The organism is Pseudalkalibacillus sp. A8 (assembly GCF_045920555.1).
Taxonomy (GTDB): domain Bacteria; phylum Bacillota; class Bacilli; order Bacillales; family Fictibacillaceae; genus Pseudalkalibacillus.
The window spans coordinates 1,425,875-1,442,824 of the sequence record NZ_CP174509.1; the positions used below are offsets into that span (position 1 = coordinate 1,425,875).

A 16,950-nucleotide genomic window follows, 5' to 3' on the forward strand; every position below is an offset into this window, starting at 1 on the left:
GAAATCATCCCATTCTCACGAAAGGAAAGATACGATGAATAAACTGAAACCGTTGTTAGGGAACAATGCCATCAATCAAATCGCCTTTGTTGTACATGATATCGAAACTGCTTCAGAGGCGTTCGCGAAATTACTTGGCATGCCAAGACCAGAATGGTTTTTGACCGGGTCGCCGGAAATTTCACAAGTTGTTTATCGTGGTGAGCCTTCCGCGGCACGCAGCAAGCTGATCTTCATGGATACGCCTTCTATACAGATTGAATTGATTGAACCGAATGAAGATCCCAGCACGATGCGGGACTTTTTGGACAATGATGGAGAAGGGATCCATCATGTTGCCTTCGATGTAGATGATATGAAGGATCGGGTCAGTACGATGGAAAATCAAGGATTCCCGGTCTTACAGACAGGTGAGTTCACTTCCAGCAATGGCAGATACGCGTATGTTGATACGTTGGATCAATACAAGACACTTGTCGAGCTACTGGAGCGGGAAGAGCCGCAGGTAAATACTGATCGGCAGAATGAAAAAAGCGAACTCGAACCATTGCTTGAGACGGATACCGTAACGCAGATGGCGATCGTCGTCCGCGATATTGAATCAACTGCCGATGCCTATTGTAAGCTTTTAGGGGTAGATAGGCCGTCCATAATTCAATCCGGGCCAGGTGAAATGACGAAGATTGAATTCCGAGGTCAACCAACTGAAGCGAAAGCGAAATTCATGTTTATCAAAACTCCGCTCATCGAACTTGAACTGATTGAGCCAGATGATGCTTCTCCAAGTATTTGGAGGGAGCACCTTGATACGAAAGGGGAAGGGATCCATCATATCGCGTTCGTAGTCAAAAACATCAGGGAGAAAATCGGTATGCTGGAAAGGATGGGCTATCCAGTGATCCAAAAAGGATCCTTTTGGAATGGTAAAGGTGAATACGCTTACATAGATACGACTTCAACGTATAAAGTAGTCATCGAACTGCTTGAAAAATATGAGAATTGACCAGTGTCATGCATTCTTCAGCTATGTTAACAGAACCCGAGTCCATAGTTTGATATTTGGAAAGATCTATAGCTTTATAGAATAAATGAAAATCTCTCATATTGAAAAGGAGGTTGTAACGATGGTAAGTACGCAAAAACGATGGCTTTATATTGCGATGCCAATATTTTTCTTTTGGTTCTTCGGACAAATTGATAAGCTAGGGATTTCAATCGTACAAACCGATCCAGGATTTTTGAATGACCTTGGTCTCACGGGTTCCAGTGCGAATGCAAAAATCGGCTTTTTAACGTTCATCTTTATGGTAGCCTACGCCGTTTCGAATGTTTTCTGGGGGTTTGTCATCGATAAACTCGGTGCAAGGAAGACAGCACTTTTGGGTGTAGCCGTCTGGACAGCTACGATGGTGATGGCAGGAATGGCCAACTCTTATGAGATGTTCATGTGGAGTCGGATCATCCTTGGTATCGGTGAAGGGATGATGATTCCAGTGTCAGGAAAGTTCATCGCAAGCTGGTTTAACAGAAATGAAATTGGACGTGCACAAGCTTCTTGGATAACCGGTAACTACCTTGGACCAGCAATCGGTGCTGTATTCCTGACACTTATTATTTCAACATTGACTTGGCACGCATCTTTCTTTTTCCTTGCGCTATGCAACTTGCTTATCAATATCCCGATGTTCTTGTTCCTGACGCGAAACAAGCCGGAAGAACATCCAGGAGTCAGTAAAGAGGAATTAGCCCATATTCGAAAAACCGAGTCTTTTGACAAGAGCGTCACCAAACAGAATTTTGCACAAGATTTCCGTTTCTGGATTGTTTGGTTCGGAATGGTTATGGCTTCATTTCTTTTTTTCGGGATCAGTATATGGCTTCCAACGTATTTAGTACAGGCAAAAAATTTTGATGTTGAATCAATGACTGGAATCACTTCATTATCATGGATGTTCGCACTAGGTTTTGTTCTGATTTGCGGTTTCTTATCGGATAAAACCAAACGTCCTAGTTTATTGGCCACCATCTTGTTCATATTGTGCGCAACGTTCTTGACAGTAGCGTCTACCACATCGATTCCGATCATAGCCGGTTTATGTTTAGGGCTAGCTATGGGTACGATGGGTGGTGTCTTCCACCTTAGTAACTTATTCATCGTAAAATATTCTACGAAAGAAACAGCAGGTCGTGCAGCTGGACTGATGGGATTCACCAATATATTTGGAGGACTCGCAAGCTATGTCATGGGTTGGATGAGAGATTTATCCGGGGGAGACTTCGGGCCTTCTATCATCTTGATGATTCTAGTCGCAGGGTTAGGTTTCATAGCTTATCTGTTTACATTGAAGAAAGAGGCAGAGGAAGTCAATTTACTGAATAAAGAATTAGAGCGACAGGGACTCACCGATTATAGTGCATAATTCAAAAAAAAAGATTGATAGAAGAGAATGATATTGAACGGCAGGAGGTAATTCAGATGATCGATACGAAAACAGATGTACACTTGGACGAGATGTCACGTACACAACTGGCCGACTATTTAATGGAGACCGTTCGGCCTGAGGAAGGAATCATCCCTGCTTTCATCATGGGAGATGAAAATGTCAACAAGCTGGAGCATGAAAAAATTTTCATGAAAACATGGGTATTCCTCGCACACGAATCAGAGGTTCCCAATAAGGGAGACTTCATTACAAGGGATTTGGCTGGATATTCAGTCATTGTTTCAAGAGGGCAGGATGGTGTCCTCCGTGCTTTCTACAACATGTGTACACATCGCGGTATGAAGCTTTGCCGTGCAGATAAAGGGAACAAAGGCCAGTTCACATGTCCCTATCACGGCTTTACGTTTAAAAACAACGGTGACTTGATCGGGGTACCGCTCCAGAAGGACATTTATGGAGGTCAGCTCGATTTGGATCAAATGTCCTTGCATGGTGTGACGTTGGCTACTTACAAAGGATTGATTTTCGGAACGTGGAATGAGGATCCCGAGCCTTTATCCGATTTTCTCGGTGATTTCAAATGGTATCTTGATATCGTGGTCGGTCGTGCAGAGATGGAGGTCGTAGGACCACCGCAGAAATTCATCGTCCATTCCCAATGGAAGATCGGTTCTGATAATTTTGTCAGTGATTCCTATCATACGATGGTTACGCACGGATCGATTGCAAAATTAGGAATGGTGCCAAATGCGGTTTATTCAAAAAAAGGATACCAGGTTCATGTTGAAAACGGTCATGGCTGTAACATAGGGATGCCGAATCCGGATTTCGCGTTCCCAGAAGAACTCATTCCAGAGTACAAGGAAAATTTATCAGCCGACCAGTTCGAGTTGATGTCAAAGGTTAAAAACATGATCGGCACGGTATTTCCGAATTTATCGTTTCTTATTTCCCATACGAAAATAAAAGGGAAGCTCATTTCCAATACGACACTCCGATTATGGAAACCGATTGCCCACGATAAGATGGAGGTCATGACATGGTTCCTTGTCGATAAAAACGCATCTGAAGATTGGAAGAACCGCTCGCGTGAATCGTACATCCTGACATTCAGTCCATCAGGCATTTTTGAACAAGATGATACAGAAGTGTTTACAGACATTACCCAGGCAGCATCAGGGACAATCCCTGCAGCAAAGAATTTCAATTACAATTATACGATGGGGATGCATAGGGAGCCGGTCGATGACTTTATCGGACCTGGCATTGTGTATCCGGATAAATTCACCGAAGCGGGTTCGCGGAACTATTATTCGTACTGGTTAGACTTGATGAACGCATAAAGGGGGAATCAGATATGGATATCGGGAAGGTACTGACAAAATATGAATTTGAGCAATGGTTATATGATGAAGCCAAACTTCTTGATGAAATCGACTTTGACGGATGGTTCGATCTGATGCATTCCGATTTGAAATACGAAATGCCTGTCCGCGTGAACAAGGAAGGAATGGAACGTCCGGACTATTCCGTTGACATGTTTGCATTTCAGGATGACATCGAAACGATGAAAATAAGAGTGGATCGACTGAAGACGGAATATGCTTGGGCGGAAATGCCTCCATCACGTACACGGAGATTTGTCAGCAATGTGCGTGTTCTCGACTATGTGGAAAATGAAAAAGCGGTTGTCCGCAGCTACTTGCTCATTTATAGAAGTCGATCGACGGACATACATCACGACTTGATTTCAGGTGAACGCCAAGATGAATTCAAGTTTGCCGACGGCAGATGGAAACTATCAAAACGGTTTTTCCTCGTAGACCAGACAACATTGAATACACGTAATCTAGCAATATTTGTATAAAAAAACTGGCAGGGCTTCGAGGGGGTTCCACTAGTGCATGCCGAACTAGTGGAATCGTCTACACGAAATATATGCGGAGGGTAGTTGAGTGAGGAAAATTTCTGTTATTTCTGTCATCTTTTTGTTGATTTCATTTAGCTTTTTAACATTGTCATCACCGTTACTTGGAAAATCGGATCATGAATCGAACTTTAAAGTCACCCTTTTAGGAACTGGTTCTCCTCTTTTAAGCATGTCCCGTTTTGGACCTGGAACTCTTGTAGAGGTCGGGGATGAAAAGCTGCTTTTTGATGCAGGACGTGGTACTGCTCTCAGACTGGATCAGGCAAACGTAGCTCCTGGAAAAGTAGATAAGTTGTTTCTGACTCATCTACATTCGGATCATACGGTAGGGATTCCTGATGTTTGGCTGACAGGTGCTTTGCCAACCGCCGGAAAAAGGGAGCAACCGTTTAAAATCTGGGGGCCAAAGGGTACAAAAAAGATGATGTCCCATATGGAAAAAGCTTTTGCTGCTGATATTGATGCTAGATATGAATCAGGAAATGAAAACACTGAAGGTTTGGGTGTTGAAGCACAAGATATAAAGCAAGGTGTCGTCTATGAACAGGACGGCATTGAAGTGATTGCTTTCTTGGTGGATCACAAATCAATCGAACCAAGTTATGGCTATCGGATCAATTACAATGGACATTCAGTGGTCATCTCAGGAGATACTAGATACAATGAAAATTTAATTCAGTTTGCAAAAGGTACTGATGTAATCGTACATGAAGTTGCTGCAGCAAGGCCAGATGATGCAGAAAATTCAGAAGCCATATCAAATATCCTTTCTCTCCATACAACCCCTGAAGAGGCAGGTAAAGTGTTTACCCAGGTAAAACCCAAGCTTGCTGTTTATACGCATATTGTATTGCTTGGTGGGCTTACTGAAGAAGAGGCTGACTTGCTTGGTAGAACTCAAAAGACATATTCCGGACCAGTTGTCGTAGGAGAGGATCTTATGTCTATTGATGTTGGAGACGAGGTAGATGTTCACATGAAAAATTTTGAATAAGGATCACGGTTACAACGATGCTTAGCATAGAAGGAGTGAGGTAATGAATGGGGTGTTTGGAAGGGAAAGTTGCGCTTATTACTGGCGGAGGTGCCGGGATAGGGGGCTCTATAGTTGAACGTTTCATAAATGAAAAGGCGAAGGTATGCGTGTTCGATCTTTCGGAGGAAAGATTGGCATTGCTTAAGCAAAAATACGATGACCGCATTACAACATATTGTGGAGACGTAAGACACTATCAAGATAATGAACAAGCCGTTTCATCAGCTGTGAGCGCTTTTGGCAAGCTTGATATTTTCGTTGCAAATGCTGGTGTGTTCGACGGTTTTACCAAACTGATTGATTTGAAGCCTGATGTTTTGAGTGAAGCGTACGAAGAACTTTTCTCGATCAATGTTAAGGGTTATCTGTTCGGTGCAAGAGCTGCATTGCCTGAATTAGCGAAGACAAATGGAAACATGATTTTTACGGTTTCAGGTGCTTCGTTCTACCCAGATGGAGGAGGGACACTTTATACAGCAAGTAAACATGCAGGACTTGGGTTGATCCGCCAGCTGGCCTTTGAGGCAGCACCGGATGTCCGGGTCAATGGTGTAGCTCCAGGTGGAACCATTACGGAATTGACGGTTACGCCAACTCTGAGGCCATATTGTATATCTAAAACTTCCAACGATAGAAAAGAGAGCATTAAAAACAGGAATCCATTAAAGATCGCGATGGAACCAGAAGATCATGTTGCGAGCTATGTTCTACTCGCCTCAGACCAATCACGGGCCATTACCGGAGAGGTAATCTCGAGTGATGGAGGTCTCGGTGTACGGGGGCTATGTTAGTTTTCGGGAAAGGAAAGATTTAACATTGATTGTTTTTCATATATAATTGGAGGTGACTTAAGTGCCTTATGTACAAGTGGATGATTTAACCATTCATTATGAACGGGAGGGGAAAGGAGCCCCGTTAGTATTACTACATGGTATGGGAAATAATTCTCAATCATGGGGAAAACAGATAGAAGTTCTTAAAAAATGCTATACAGTTATTGCTTGGGATGCTCCGGGATATGGAAAAAGTTCGGACCCTTCAAAAGACCTTACCCAATTTAAAGAGTTTGCAATAATACTTAAAAAGTTCCTGGATAAGTTAAACTTAGAGAAAGTACACCTTCTCGGACATTCTATGGGTGCTGCAACCGCGATCGATTTTGTCAACCTATATCCATGTTTTGTAGAAGCGTTAATTTTAGCGGATACTACAAGAGGTTCAGCTGCTCTGAATGATGAAGAAAATGAAAGAAGATTAAATAGCAGGTTATCTTCTATTGAGAGGATGTCTCCTGAGGAGCTAGCAAAACAAAGAGTGCCGAATCTGCTCTCTCCTTATGCTTCAGAGGAGGTTCGAAATCAAGCGGCATACATCATGTCACAAGTCAGGCCTGCGGGATATAGGTCTGTTGCTTATTCGTTGTACCATGCCGACCAAATGAATCTATATCCGCAAATAAATGTCCCAACACTCATAATATGTGGTGAAGAAGACAAGGTAACACCTGTCAGTGAATCGAAAATCATTCACAAAAAAATCTCCAATTCCGAACTTGTTACCATTCCAAAGACAGGGCATTTATGTTACCAGGAAGAGCCTGCTTTATTTAATTCATGCGTCATTCAATTCTTGCAGGAATGTCAGTCAGATGGAAAGTATAAAAAGGAGATGAAAACATAAGTGTCAAATGAAGAGAAGGATCGATATCTTTCAAATTCTCTGGTGAGGGGTTTGGAAATATTAAAAATGTTTAATGAAGACAAGCCAACTCTTTCGTTAGCTGAAATCGCAAACAATTTAGGGGTAAGCAGAACCACCCCGTTTCGACTGTTGTATACACTCCAAACGATGGGATACTTGTACCAAGATGAAAATACTAAGCGGTATGAGTTGTCTCCAAAAGTGTTGGAGTTAGGGTTTGCGTATTTGAACGGAATGCAGCTTCCTGAAATTGCGAGGCCCTATCTGGAAGAGCTTAGAGATAAAACGGGTGCTTCAGTCCATATTGGTATTTTAGATGGCAGGGAAGTAGCGTATATTGCTAGAGTACCAGGAAAAGGGGTCACTACGATCAACGTCACAATTGGTTCGAGGCTACCTGCCCATGCTACCTCCATGGGCAAAATATTGCTTGCGTATCAGCCAAAGGAAGATCTGAAAAATTTTTTATATGGTACAGAACTGCAGCCATTTACTGAGCAAACAAAAACAGAGATCATGGAGCTTCAGAAGGAATTGAAAAATATAAGGCAGAGAGGGTATTCGATAAGTAATGAGGAGTTCGAAAATGGGATTCGTTCTATCGCAGCCCCGATTTTCAACAATAAAGGATCCGTCATTGCTTCTGTGAATGTAGTTGCTCCTGTTACTGTATTAGATGATGATTTAAGTGAAGAAGTTGTTTTGCCAGCTCTTCGTAAAACCGCAAACCAGCTTTCTGCTATTTCGGGTTATCGTCTTACTAAATAGAGGTTTTAAATCCTAGACTTTAAAAGTACCAGTCCGTTAAGGACAGATTGGTACTTTTTTATTATGTCAATTTAATATTGAATGCCTTAAGCAAATCCTTCATAGCAGTACGTTCATTCCAGTCCGTCCGACGACTTTTTCTGCGATGATCGCCAAGTCCAAATCTTCCTCATTAATCATAGAAAGGCATGACTCCGGTTTTCAATGTGGTGGGATATAGAAACAGAGAAGGGGCCCCTTTTTTGCTCACTATGGGTTAAAACGTATAGAAAGTATTTGAGAATGGAATAAAAGTAATAGTTGCAAACTATACCGTCTGGATAGTATAGTTATTGTGTTGACTTTTATAGTAGGGGAGATCATACATGGGCAGGTATTCCAAAAAAGTTGAAATTCTTCATGCTGCATCCAAAGTAGTCAGTGAGCAAGGGATTTTTAATTTAACATTAGAAGCAGCAGCCAAGGAAGCTGGAATCAGCAAAGGCGGATTGCTTTATCATTATCCAAGTAAAGAAGCCTTAGTTCAGGGGATGGTGGAGCATTTGGCCCAAAATTATCAAGAAAAAATTCGCTATAACGCAGAAATGGATCAAGAGAACAAAGGCAGATGGACACGTTCTTTTTTAGATGTAACCTTTAACCAAAGCTATGAAAATAAAGACATGAACGCCGGACTGTTGGCAGCAAAAGCAGTCAATTCGGATTTATTGCAACCGATCCGTGAGGCCTATGCCAATTGGCAGCATGAGATTGAGAATGACGGACTGGACCCAGTAAAAGCGACGATCATTCGATTGGCGATCGATGGAATTTGGCTTTCCGAACTCTTTGATATTTATCAAATCGAGGAAGAGAAAAAAGATGAGGTTTACAGAACGTTAAAAGCATGGACTGAGGAATAACCGATAAGCACTCTCCATCCAATGGGTGGAGTTTTTTTACATTTAAAGAAAGTATAAATACTTTCTTCAATATAAGAGGAACTAAGACTCAGCCTACGCCTGTGTCTTGACAAAGCCCGGGTTTTCTTTATGTTCTGCTGAAAATCTTTTGTTACTTTGGTTGTGATTTTTCATAAAGCTGTTCCCCGTAACGGCGAGTAAGCCTCGAGCCTCAATTTAGGACAAGCAAATGAGTCATTTTCCTCAGTTAATTAATGTTATTCCCTTGAAACAAAACCGTCTGGATGGTACAGTTTGTATTGGATTAATAAACCGTCCGGATGGTAAAGTAAAATTTTGGCGAGGAGAACCCTAAAGGAGGAAATGAGATGAACCATAAAGTATTGTTAACCGCAGCGGTTACAGGAGCAGGAGATACTGCTGGTAAGAATCCGCATGTTCCAGTTACACCTCAGGAGATTGCTGAATCAGCAATCGCTTCGGCTAAAGCTGGTGCTACTGTTGCCCATATTCATGCCCGTGACCCGGAAACAGGCGGGATCAGCCACAATATCGACCACTATCGTGAAATCGTTGATCGTATACGTGAATCAGAGACTGATGTGGTCATTAATATTACGTCAGGAGGCGGAGGGGACTTCATACCTAGTTTGGCTACGCCTGCAGCTGGTGGAGACGGAACAGATATCCAGACACCAGCTGAACGTCATCAACCAGTAGGTGAACTGCTTCCAGAAATGTGTACACTGGACTGCGGCAGTACAAACTTCGGCTCTATGATTTACTTAAGTCCGACAGATTGGTTGCGTGAACAAGCAAAGCTCATCCAGGAAAGCGGCGTGAAGCCAGAGCTTGAATGTTTCGATACGGGTCATATTCGTTTTGCCAAACAATTGATCCAAGAAGGCCTGATCGATGGAGATCCAATGTTTCAATTTTGCTTAGGTATTCCCTGGGGAGCGGATGCTGACGCTGAGACGATGCTCTATATGAAAAATCGATTGCCGGAAAATGCGCATTGGTCAGCCTTTGGAATTGGCCGAATGCAGATGCCGATGGCTGTTCAAGCGGCAATGCTCGGTGGAAATGTCCGGGTAGGCTTGGAAGATAATCTTTATTTGAAAAAAGGGGTTATGGCGAGAAATGACCAGCTTGTTGAAAAAGCAGTCACGCTGTTGCACAATCAAGGGCTGGAACCGATGACACCACAAGAAGCTCGTGAGAAATTCAACCTTCGCTCCCCTCATACAGGAGGTGAGTAACGGTGCAAAACATTGCAGTAATCGGAACAGGCGTAATCGGGAATGGCTGGATCGCCCGCTTCTTAGCTCAAGGATATGATGTCGTGGCCTTTGACCCGGCAGAAGGAGCGGAACAACGGACGCGCAAGGCGGTTTCCCATGCATGGACGTCTTTAGAGCAGAAAGGCCTTGTCGAAGGTGCTTCCCAGGATCGATTGCAATTCATGCCTTCGATCGAGGAAGCGGTCGCTCATGCCGACTTTATACAAGAAAATGTGCCTGAACGTGAAGCATTGAAGAAGTCTGTGCTGGAGGAGATTGACCAGCACGCAAAGCCAGAAGCGATCATTGGTTCCAGTACTTCAGGCATCATCCCGAGCACGTTACAGGCAGGTTTGCAGCACCCTGAGCGGTTTATTGTAGCCCACCCGTTCAACCCGGTCTTTTTACTTCCTCTTGTAGAGGTTGTAGGTGGAAAGGCTACAAAGGAATCTGTCATTGAGAAGGCTTGCTTATTTTTCGAACGTGTATCCATGAAACCGCTGGTCATTCATAAAGAAATCGATGGGCACGTAGCGGATCGTTTGATGGAAGCGCTCTGGCGTGAGGCCCTTCACCTTGTGAATGATGGGGTGGCTACCACGGAAGAAGTCGATACAGCGATCATTTACGGTGCTGGATTACGATGGGCGCAAATGGGACCATTCCTTACATTTCATTTAGCTGGCGGAGAGCAAGGTATGCGTCATATGCTCGAGCAATTTGGCCCGGCACTCAAGCTGCCATGGACAAAATTAGAAGCACCAGAACTGACAGATGAACTGAAGGAACGAGTCATTGAAGGCTGTGAACGTTATGCTGGAGATGAATCAGTCGCTGATCTTGAGCGTAAACGAAATGAATTTCTTGTGAAGCTGCTTGATTTAGTAGAAGAGTATTGGCCTGAATCTAGGAGTCTTGTAAACAAATAACAAGGAGGGATGAAAATGCTAGAACCAGTTTCGATCTACAAGGATCAGGTGCATAAAGCGTGGGTGGATTACAACGGCCATATGAATGATGCAGCCTATGCGGCTGTCTTCAGCCATGCGGTTGATCATTTCATGGTGTATATCGGGTTGGATGAAAAGGCCCGGGAAATGTATCGATATACGATCTTTACGCTGGAAACCCATCTTTGTTACTTAAAAGAGGCGCATGAAAATGAGGAAATCTACGTGTCCGTCCAAATACTGGATGCTGACGCCAAGCGTATTCATCCTTTTTTTGTCATGAAAAATAAAAATGATCAAATAGTGGCGACAAGCGAGCAAATGTTGATGGGGATCGATATGGAAGCAGGCAGAGCCGCTCCATTTCCTGAACCGATCGCTCAAAAGGTGGCTGAATTACGAAAAGCCCACCATTCATTAGAAAAGCCAAAACAAGCAGGTCGTCAAATAGGCATCAAGCGTTAACCATCGCTTATTCGCAACGAGAGAGGAGACTGAGTAGATGAATAAAATTGAAGTCAACAATTTGACGAAGATTTTCGGATCTAAGCCTAAGCAGGCATTGAAGCGTTTAGAAAACGGTGAAAAGAAAGACCAAATTTTAAAGGATACCGGTATGACCGTTGGGGTTAACCAAGCTTCCTTTGCTGTTCAACCTGGTGAATTCTTTGTCATTATGGGGCTTTCAGGTAGCGGGAAATCGACATTGATCCGCTTAGTAAATCGTCTCATCGAACCGACGGCTGGTGAGGTTTACATTGACGGGGATGACATTACGCAAATGTCCCAATCTACCTTGATCGAAACACGCCGTAAGAAGCTGGGGATGGTCTTCCAAAAATTCGGGCTATTCCCTCATCGTACGGTTCTTGCTAATGTGGGATACGGATTGGAAATTCAGGGCGTAAAGAAAGATGAACGAGAACAGAAGGCCCTGAAAGCCATTGAGGACGTCGGACTGAAAGGGTATGAGAACAGCCGTCCTGACCAGTTGAGTGGCGGTATGCAGCAGCGTGTAGGTTTAGCCCGCGCCCTCGCGAATGATACCGACATTTTATTGATGGACGAGGCCTTCAGTGCCCTTGACCCTCTTATCCGTAAAGAGATGCAAGATGAATTGCTGCACCTGCAGAAGAAAATGGGGAAAACCATCTTATTCATCACTCACGACCTGGATGAAGCGTTGAAGCTGGGCGACAGGGTCGCGATCATGAAGGATGGCCGTATTGTTCAGATCGGGACATCAGAAGAAATATTGGAAAACCCGGCCGATGACTATGTCTCGAATTTTGTAAAAGACGTCGACCGCTCAAAAGTGCTTGAAGCGTATCAGGTCATGAAAAAGCCGGAAGTGTTGACAACGTATAAAGATGGCCCGAGAATGGCTGTTCGCAAGATGGAAGAAGCCGGGGCATCCAGCATCTTTGTTGTTGATAAAGAGGATAATTTCAAAGGGCTGCTCACGATTGATGATGCGATTAAAGCCTATAAGAACGACATTCCGCTTGATGACGTTTTAGTCGAGGATGTCCATACGACGTCTAAACATACCCCCCTTAATGATTTGCTTGGGATAGCGGCTGAAACGAAGTATCCGATCGTCGTAGAAGAGGAAGGCAAGCTGATCGGTATCATTTCAAGAGTATCGATTTTATCAGGCCTTGTCTTAGGTAAAGAAAAGGAGGAGGTGGAAGCATAATGAATTATTTCTATCTGCCTTTGGAAGAGTGGACAAATACGTTTGTGAATGAATGGCTGCTACCAGTCATGGGTGATTTTTTCAATCAGATCAGTAATGGTCTGGGCGCCTTCATTACAGGTGTGACTGACTTGCTGCTGGTGATACCTCCAGAAGTCATTACGTTGATCTTCATCCTGCTTTCCTGGAGGTTTGCAGGTAAAGGCATAGCTTTATTCACCCTTATCGGCTGTATCTATTTAGGGTCTGTCAATCTATGGGACGGTGCCATGCAAACAATAGCTGTCGTCATTGTATCCACGATTCTGTCCATTGTCGTCGGAGTACCTACTGGAATTCTGAGTGCAACGAATGGAATTGTCGAAAAAATCGTCCGTCCCATCCTGGACTTTATGCAAACGTTGCCGAGCTTTGTCTATTTAATACCAGCTATCCTGCTATTTGGTCTCGGCGGTGTACCCGCAGTCATCGCGACGTTTGTCTTCGCTACACCACCTGCGGTTCGGATGACGACGCTAGGAATCAAGCAAGTACCAGCCGATGTAATCGAAGCTTCAAAAGCTTTCGGATCGACACCGAGGCAGCTGCTCTTTAAAGTACAGCTTCCTATGGCGGTTCCAACCATCATGGCTGGCGTCAATCAGACCATCATGCTAGCGCTTTCCATGGCCGTCATCGCTTCGATGATCGGAGCGCCTGGCCTTGGCTCAACGGTACTGTCGGGCATTTCGACCGTAAATGTCGGTCTTGGCTTGACCGGTGGTTTAGGAATCGTCGTATTAGCCATCGTTCTTGATCGAATTACACAAGGATTAGGCAAAAAAGTATAAAAAGGAGAGGATTTATATGAAAAAAATAATATGTATAGCATTGATGATGATGTCACTGGCAGCCCTGATCGTCGGCTGTTCTTCAAACGAAAAATCCAGCGGAGAAGCAAGTGAAGGTCAAACCATTACATTTGGTGTGACGCCATGGACAAGTACGGTTCCTCCGACGAAAATTGCCGTGCTCATTTTAGAGGACATGGGATATACCGTAAAAGAAACGAAATCGGATGTCGGCGGTGTTTTCATGGGACTATCCCGTGGTGATGTAGATGTATTCATGGATGCATGGCTTCCGATGCACCAGGTCCATCTGGACAAATTCAAGAGCAGTGTAGAAGATACAGCTGTCAGTTATCCAGAGGCGAAGACGGGCTGGGTCGTTCCAACCTACATGGAAGATGTTAATAAAATTTCCGACTTAAAAGGAAAAGAAGACGAGTTTAATAACGAAATGCTAGGTATTGAAGAAGGCGCAAGTGCAACAAAAGAATCGGACGAAATCATCAAAGCGTATGATTTAGACATGAAACAAGTCAACTCATCAGAAGGCGGGATGATCGCTGAAGCTACTCGGTTGATGGCCCAAGAAAAACCTGTTGTGTTCTACGGCTGGCGTCCTCATACGATGTTCAACAAGTATGACTTGAAAGTACTAGAGGATGATAAAGGATTCTTCGGTTCCTCCTCAGTGTACGTCATTACCAATAAGGATCTAAAAGAAAAAGCACCTGAAGCATATGAATTCTTAAGCAATTGGAACATCTCGATTGATGAAGTTGAAAAAATGATCGTAGAGATTGAAGAGAACGGGAAAGACCCAGAGAAAGTCGCCCGTGAGTGGATCGAGAATAACCAGGATAAAGTAAAAGAAATGAAGGGTGAATAATCGATCGTAACAAGAAACCAGCGTCTGGCATCGGCCAGACGCTGGTTTTTTATCGTTGGCAAAAATTTAAATAGATAACATTGATGACTAGATAAAGAGTTCGATAGGGAGTAGTTAAATCACTGTGATATTGAATTGCTCGATCAGATCCTTCAGAGTAGGACGCACATTGCCGTCCCGTCCGACAACTTTTTCAGCTGTGATCATCGAGTTCAGCACAGCTTCTTCAACCGCTTCACCGACAGCACGGAAAGCCAGGTCCATATCCTCCTCATGGATTGTCGGAAAAGAGAGGAGGTGATCCGGTTTGTCATGCGGGATTTTTGTCGCTGTTGAAAAGCCGATCACCACATCGCCGCTTCCATTTGAAATGAAGGACCCTGTACGTGATAATCCGACTCCCGTCCGCTTGATGATCCGGTTCAATTGACGTTCAGAAACAGGAAGGTCTGTCGCGACGATGACCATGATCGAGCCCTTATCCTTTTCTTCCCTTGCCTGGAGGATATGTTCCTTCAGCTTTTGCCCGACTGCCTTTCCATCGATCCGTAAATCACTGAGCATACCGAAATTCGACATCACTAACACACCAACCGTATATTCACCATGCTCGAGCTTGATTTTTCGGGAAGCCGAACCGATCCCACCTTTCAACGAGTAGCAAAGCATCCCTCTGCCCCCACCGACAGCCCCTTCTTCAAATTCGACTGAGGCGTTTTCAATCGCTTGGAAAACATGTTCCTTACTTATATATTGTGCGCGGATATCATTGAGGTACATATCGTTGCATTCCCCGACAACAGGATTAACGGTTCCCGTCGTACGGCCGATTTCAGGATTTAGTTCCAACATGTATTCGATCAATGCATCAGCTGCAGTACCGATGCTTAATGTATTCGTCAAAAGGATTGGTGTCTCAAGAACACCCAGCTCCTCCATCTGAATCGTCCCCACTGTCTTCCCAAAACCATTGATCACATGGCTCGAGGCAATCAGTTTTTCTCGAAAAACATTCCCTTGATGAGGAAGAACAGCGGTTACTCCAGTTTGGACATCACCATCCGAAAGCGTCACATGCCCGACCGTCACACCTTCCACATCTGTGATCGCATTTAACTTCCCAGGCTCCAACTTCCCGATTCTCACACCATAATCCCGTATCCGTTTCTGACCCTTCATAACTATCAACCTTTCAAGTATGTATGTCTGCACTATTATTCTACCATTTAAAACAAAATGGCATTTGTTTATTTAAAAATCTTAGACACCAGGAATTAGCACGATAGGGTTTAAAAATCATTATTTTTTAGACCTAAACATTCATTGTTTGACCTTTCTGGATTAAATAGAATGTATTTATAGTATTAATATTCAAAACATTCTGTCTAAAATGTCAGAGTGTCTAACTTATTTAACGGAGGTCAGAAAAATGAATTTTGGAATCTATGTGGAAATGCAGAATCCTGAACAAAACAACAAGCCTCATGCGCAGGTTTATCAGGAGATTATGGAACAGATCGAACATGCAGATAAAAGAGGTTTTAGTACTTTCAATACGTTAGAACATCATTGGTTTGAAGAGTTTTCAATATCCGCTAATCCTATGGCTCTATATGCTGCCGCTGCCCAAAGAACCAGGGATATTCGCTTTCGAACTTGTTCTCACGTTTTACCTTTACACAACCCAATGGTCTTTGCTGGGCAAGTGGCTGTAACAGATATCTTAACGGAGGGAAGGTTTGAGTTTGCTGTTGGACGAGGACACGCCTGGGTATTCCCGAAGGCTTCCATACCCCTAGAAGAATCGAGGGAACGGTTTATCGAATCTCTTGAAATCCTTGAAAAAGCATTAGAAGAAAAAGAATTTTCGTATCAAGGTAAACATTTCAATGTGCAAAACGTAAAGGTAGTTCCGCGACCGACCAAAAAACCAAGGATCTTTACAGGGGGAGCAAGTAATCATAACTATGAATTAGCAGGAAAGAAAGGATGGGGTGTTCTTATTACCCCTATGTTACCGCTAGAACATGTACTGGGCCAATTAGATATTTATCGCAAGTCTTGTAAAGAGCATGGGAATACCCCTGATATCGTTTATGTTCAAGCGATGTATCTTGACGATGACGGTGAAAGGGCTCGGAAGGAAGCTGAACCATACATTTTGCAATTCATGAAAGGCAATGTTTCTCCTATGTCAGACCTCCCATCTAAAGAGGAATTGGTTAATAAAGACTTTGGTTTTTATGCAAGTGGTGCACTGGAATCGTTGGCAGAAATTCCGTATCACAAATTACTGAATGACGAATACGTATGGGTTGGATCTCCAGATGAAGTAAAAGAAAAAGTGAAGAAGGTCATTGAAAAATGTCCAGACTTGTCTGAAATTGCACTTTTATGCTCTTATGCTGGAATTGAACATTGGAAGACAATCCGAACTCAGGATTTATTCAGTCAACAAATCATGCCAGCTTTCCAAAAGGAAAAAGAAAAAGTATTAGTACCTTAAAGAGAGTCACTCAGG

Annotated in this window: 17 protein-coding genes; 16 read left to right on the forward strand and 1 reads right to left on the reverse strand. The window is 43.5% G+C overall.

Annotated elements, in window-relative coordinates; translation table 11 throughout:
* Positions 1-34: 34 nt before the first annotated feature.
* The 15 genes from ACJROX_RS07440 to ACJROX_RS07510 all read left to right on the forward strand — a co-directional run bounded on the left by ACJROX_RS07440 (position 35) and on the right by ACJROX_RS07510 (position 14,429).
* Complete coding sequence (locus ACJROX_RS07440) at positions 35-1,003, forward strand: VOC family protein (protein ID WP_408010113.1); 969 nt, start codon at positions 35-37, stop codon at positions 1,001-1,003.
* 121 nt (positions 1,004-1,124) lie between these two features.
* A complete protein-coding gene (locus ACJROX_RS07445) occupies positions 1,125-2,420 on the forward strand; it encodes an MFS transporter (protein ID WP_408010114.1) in 1,296 nt (431 codons plus the stop codon).
* Between the two features lie 56 nt (positions 2,421-2,476).
* Positions 2,477-3,787 (forward strand): aromatic ring-hydroxylating oxygenase subunit alpha, encoded by a 1,311-nt coding sequence (locus tag ACJROX_RS07450; protein ID WP_408010115.1) that lies wholly within the window; start codon positions 2,477-2,479, stop codon positions 3,785-3,787.
* 14 nt (positions 3,788-3,801) lie between these two features.
* On the forward strand, positions 3,802-4,311 hold the full coding sequence (locus tag ACJROX_RS07455; protein WP_408010116.1) for an aromatic-ring-hydroxylating dioxygenase subunit beta: 510 nt from the start codon (positions 3,802-3,804) through the stop codon (positions 4,309-4,311).
* Between the two features lie 88 nt (positions 4,312-4,399).
* Positions 4,400-5,368, forward strand: coding sequence for an MBL fold metallo-hydrolase (locus tag ACJROX_RS07460; protein WP_408010117.1), 969 nt, complete (start codon positions 4,400-4,402; stop codon positions 5,366-5,368).
* Between the two features lie 47 nt (positions 5,369-5,415).
* Positions 5,416-6,201 carry a 3-(cis-5,6-dihydroxycyclohexa-1,3-dien-1-yl)propanoate dehydrogenase gene (gene hcaB, locus ACJROX_RS07465; protein ID WP_408010118.1) on the forward strand — a complete coding sequence of 262 codons (786 nt, stop codon included), beginning with the start codon at positions 5,416-5,418 and terminating at the stop codon, positions 6,199-6,201.
* 61 nt (positions 6,202-6,262) lie between these two features.
* The gene (locus tag ACJROX_RS07470) at positions 6,263-7,090 is read left to right on the forward strand and encodes an alpha/beta fold hydrolase (RefSeq protein ID WP_408010119.1); all 828 of its coding nucleotides are present in this window, start codon (positions 6,263-6,265) and stop codon (positions 7,088-7,090) included.
* The gene (locus ACJROX_RS07475) at positions 7,091-7,879 is read left to right on the forward strand and encodes an IclR family transcriptional regulator (RefSeq protein WP_221563076.1); all 789 of its coding nucleotides are present in this window, start codon (positions 7,091-7,093) and stop codon (positions 7,877-7,879) included.
* Positions 7,880-8,244: 365 nt separating this feature from the next.
* A complete protein-coding gene (locus ACJROX_RS07480) occupies positions 8,245-8,781 on the forward strand; it encodes a TetR/AcrR family transcriptional regulator (RefSeq protein ID WP_408010120.1) in 537 nt (178 codons plus the stop codon).
* A gap of 368 nt (positions 8,782-9,149) precedes the next feature.
* Positions 9,150-10,043, forward strand: coding sequence for a 3-keto-5-aminohexanoate cleavage protein (locus ACJROX_RS07485; protein ID WP_408010121.1), 894 nt, complete (start codon positions 9,150-9,152; stop codon positions 10,041-10,043).
* 2 nt (positions 10,044-10,045) lie between these two features.
* Positions 10,046-10,993, forward strand: a complete 948-nt coding sequence (locus ACJROX_RS07490; RefSeq protein ID WP_408010122.1) for an L-carnitine dehydrogenase — start codon at positions 10,046-10,048, stop codon at positions 10,991-10,993.
* A 15-nt stretch (positions 10,994-11,008) separates the two neighbouring features.
* The gene (locus ACJROX_RS07495) at positions 11,009-11,479 is read left to right on the forward strand and encodes a thioesterase family protein (RefSeq protein WP_408010123.1); all 471 of its coding nucleotides are present in this window, start codon (positions 11,009-11,011) and stop codon (positions 11,477-11,479) included.
* Positions 11,480-11,516: 37 nt separating this feature from the next.
* A complete protein-coding gene (locus ACJROX_RS07500; protein WP_408010124.1) occupies positions 11,517-12,713 on the forward strand; it encodes a glycine betaine/L-proline ABC transporter ATP-binding protein in 1,197 nt (398 codons plus the stop codon).
* Complete coding sequence (locus tag ACJROX_RS07505) at positions 12,713-13,543, forward strand: ABC transporter permease (RefSeq protein ID WP_408010125.1); 831 nt, start codon at positions 12,713-12,715, stop codon at positions 13,541-13,543. Before ACJROX_RS07500 ends, ACJROX_RS07505 begins: the two co-directional genes overlap by 1 nt.
* A gap of 16 nt (positions 13,544-13,559) precedes the next feature.
* Complete coding sequence (locus tag ACJROX_RS07510) at positions 13,560-14,429, forward strand: glycine betaine ABC transporter substrate-binding protein (RefSeq protein ID WP_408010126.1); 870 nt, start codon at positions 13,560-13,562, stop codon at positions 14,427-14,429.
* A gap of 114 nt (positions 14,430-14,543) precedes the next feature.
* Here ACJROX_RS07510 and ACJROX_RS07515 read toward each other — a convergent pair whose 3' ends face one another.
* A complete protein-coding gene (locus ACJROX_RS07515; RefSeq protein WP_408010127.1) occupies positions 14,544-15,608 on the reverse strand; it encodes a P1 family peptidase in 1,065 nt (354 codons plus the stop codon).
* A 250-nt stretch (positions 15,609-15,858) separates the two neighbouring features.
* Between ACJROX_RS07515 and ACJROX_RS07520 the strand changes: the two genes are divergently transcribed.
* Positions 15,859-16,935 (forward strand): LLM class flavin-dependent oxidoreductase, encoded by a 1,077-nt coding sequence (locus tag ACJROX_RS07520; protein ID WP_408010128.1) that lies wholly within the window; start codon positions 15,859-15,861, stop codon positions 16,933-16,935.
* Positions 16,936-16,950 lie beyond the last annotated feature (15 nt).

Coding starts and splice junctions, on each gene's coding strand:
- ACJROX_RS07505 (WP_408010125.1), top strand. CDS start 12,713: ATGAATTATTTCTATCTGCCTTTGGAAGAGTGGACAAATACGTTTGTG.
- ACJROX_RS07440 (WP_408010113.1), top strand. CDS start 35: ATGAATAAACTGAAACCGTTGTTAGGGAACAATGCCATCAATCAAATC.
- ACJROX_RS07445 (WP_408010114.1), top strand. CDS start 1,125: ATGGTAAGTACGCAAAAACGATGGCTTTATATTGCGATGCCAATATTT.
- ACJROX_RS07520 (WP_408010128.1), top strand. CDS start 15,859: ATGAATTTTGGAATCTATGTGGAAATGCAGAATCCTGAACAAAACAAC.
- ACJROX_RS07510 (WP_408010126.1), top strand. CDS start 13,560: ATGAAAAAAATAATATGTATAGCATTGATGATGATGTCACTGGCAGCC.
- ACJROX_RS07450 (WP_408010115.1), top strand. CDS start 2,477: ATGATCGATACGAAAACAGATGTACACTTGGACGAGATGTCACGTACA.
- ACJROX_RS07500 (WP_408010124.1), top strand. CDS start 11,517: ATGAATAAAATTGAAGTCAACAATTTGACGAAGATTTTCGGATCTAAG.
- ACJROX_RS07480 (WP_408010120.1), top strand. CDS start 8,245: ATGGGCAGGTATTCCAAAAAAGTTGAAATTCTTCATGCTGCATCCAAA.
- ACJROX_RS07455 (WP_408010116.1), top strand. CDS start 3,802: ATGGATATCGGGAAGGTACTGACAAAATATGAATTTGAGCAATGGTTA.
- ACJROX_RS07495 (WP_408010123.1), top strand. CDS start 11,009: ATGCTAGAACCAGTTTCGATCTACAAGGATCAGGTGCATAAAGCGTGG.
- ACJROX_RS07485 (WP_408010121.1), top strand. CDS start 9,150: ATGAACCATAAAGTATTGTTAACCGCAGCGGTTACAGGAGCAGGAGAT.
- ACJROX_RS07515 (WP_408010127.1), bottom strand. CDS start 15,608: ATGAAGGGTCAGAAACGGATACGGGATTATGGTGTGAGAATCGGGAAG.
- hcaB (WP_408010118.1), top strand. CDS start 5,416: ATGGGGTGTTTGGAAGGGAAAGTTGCGCTTATTACTGGCGGAGGTGCC.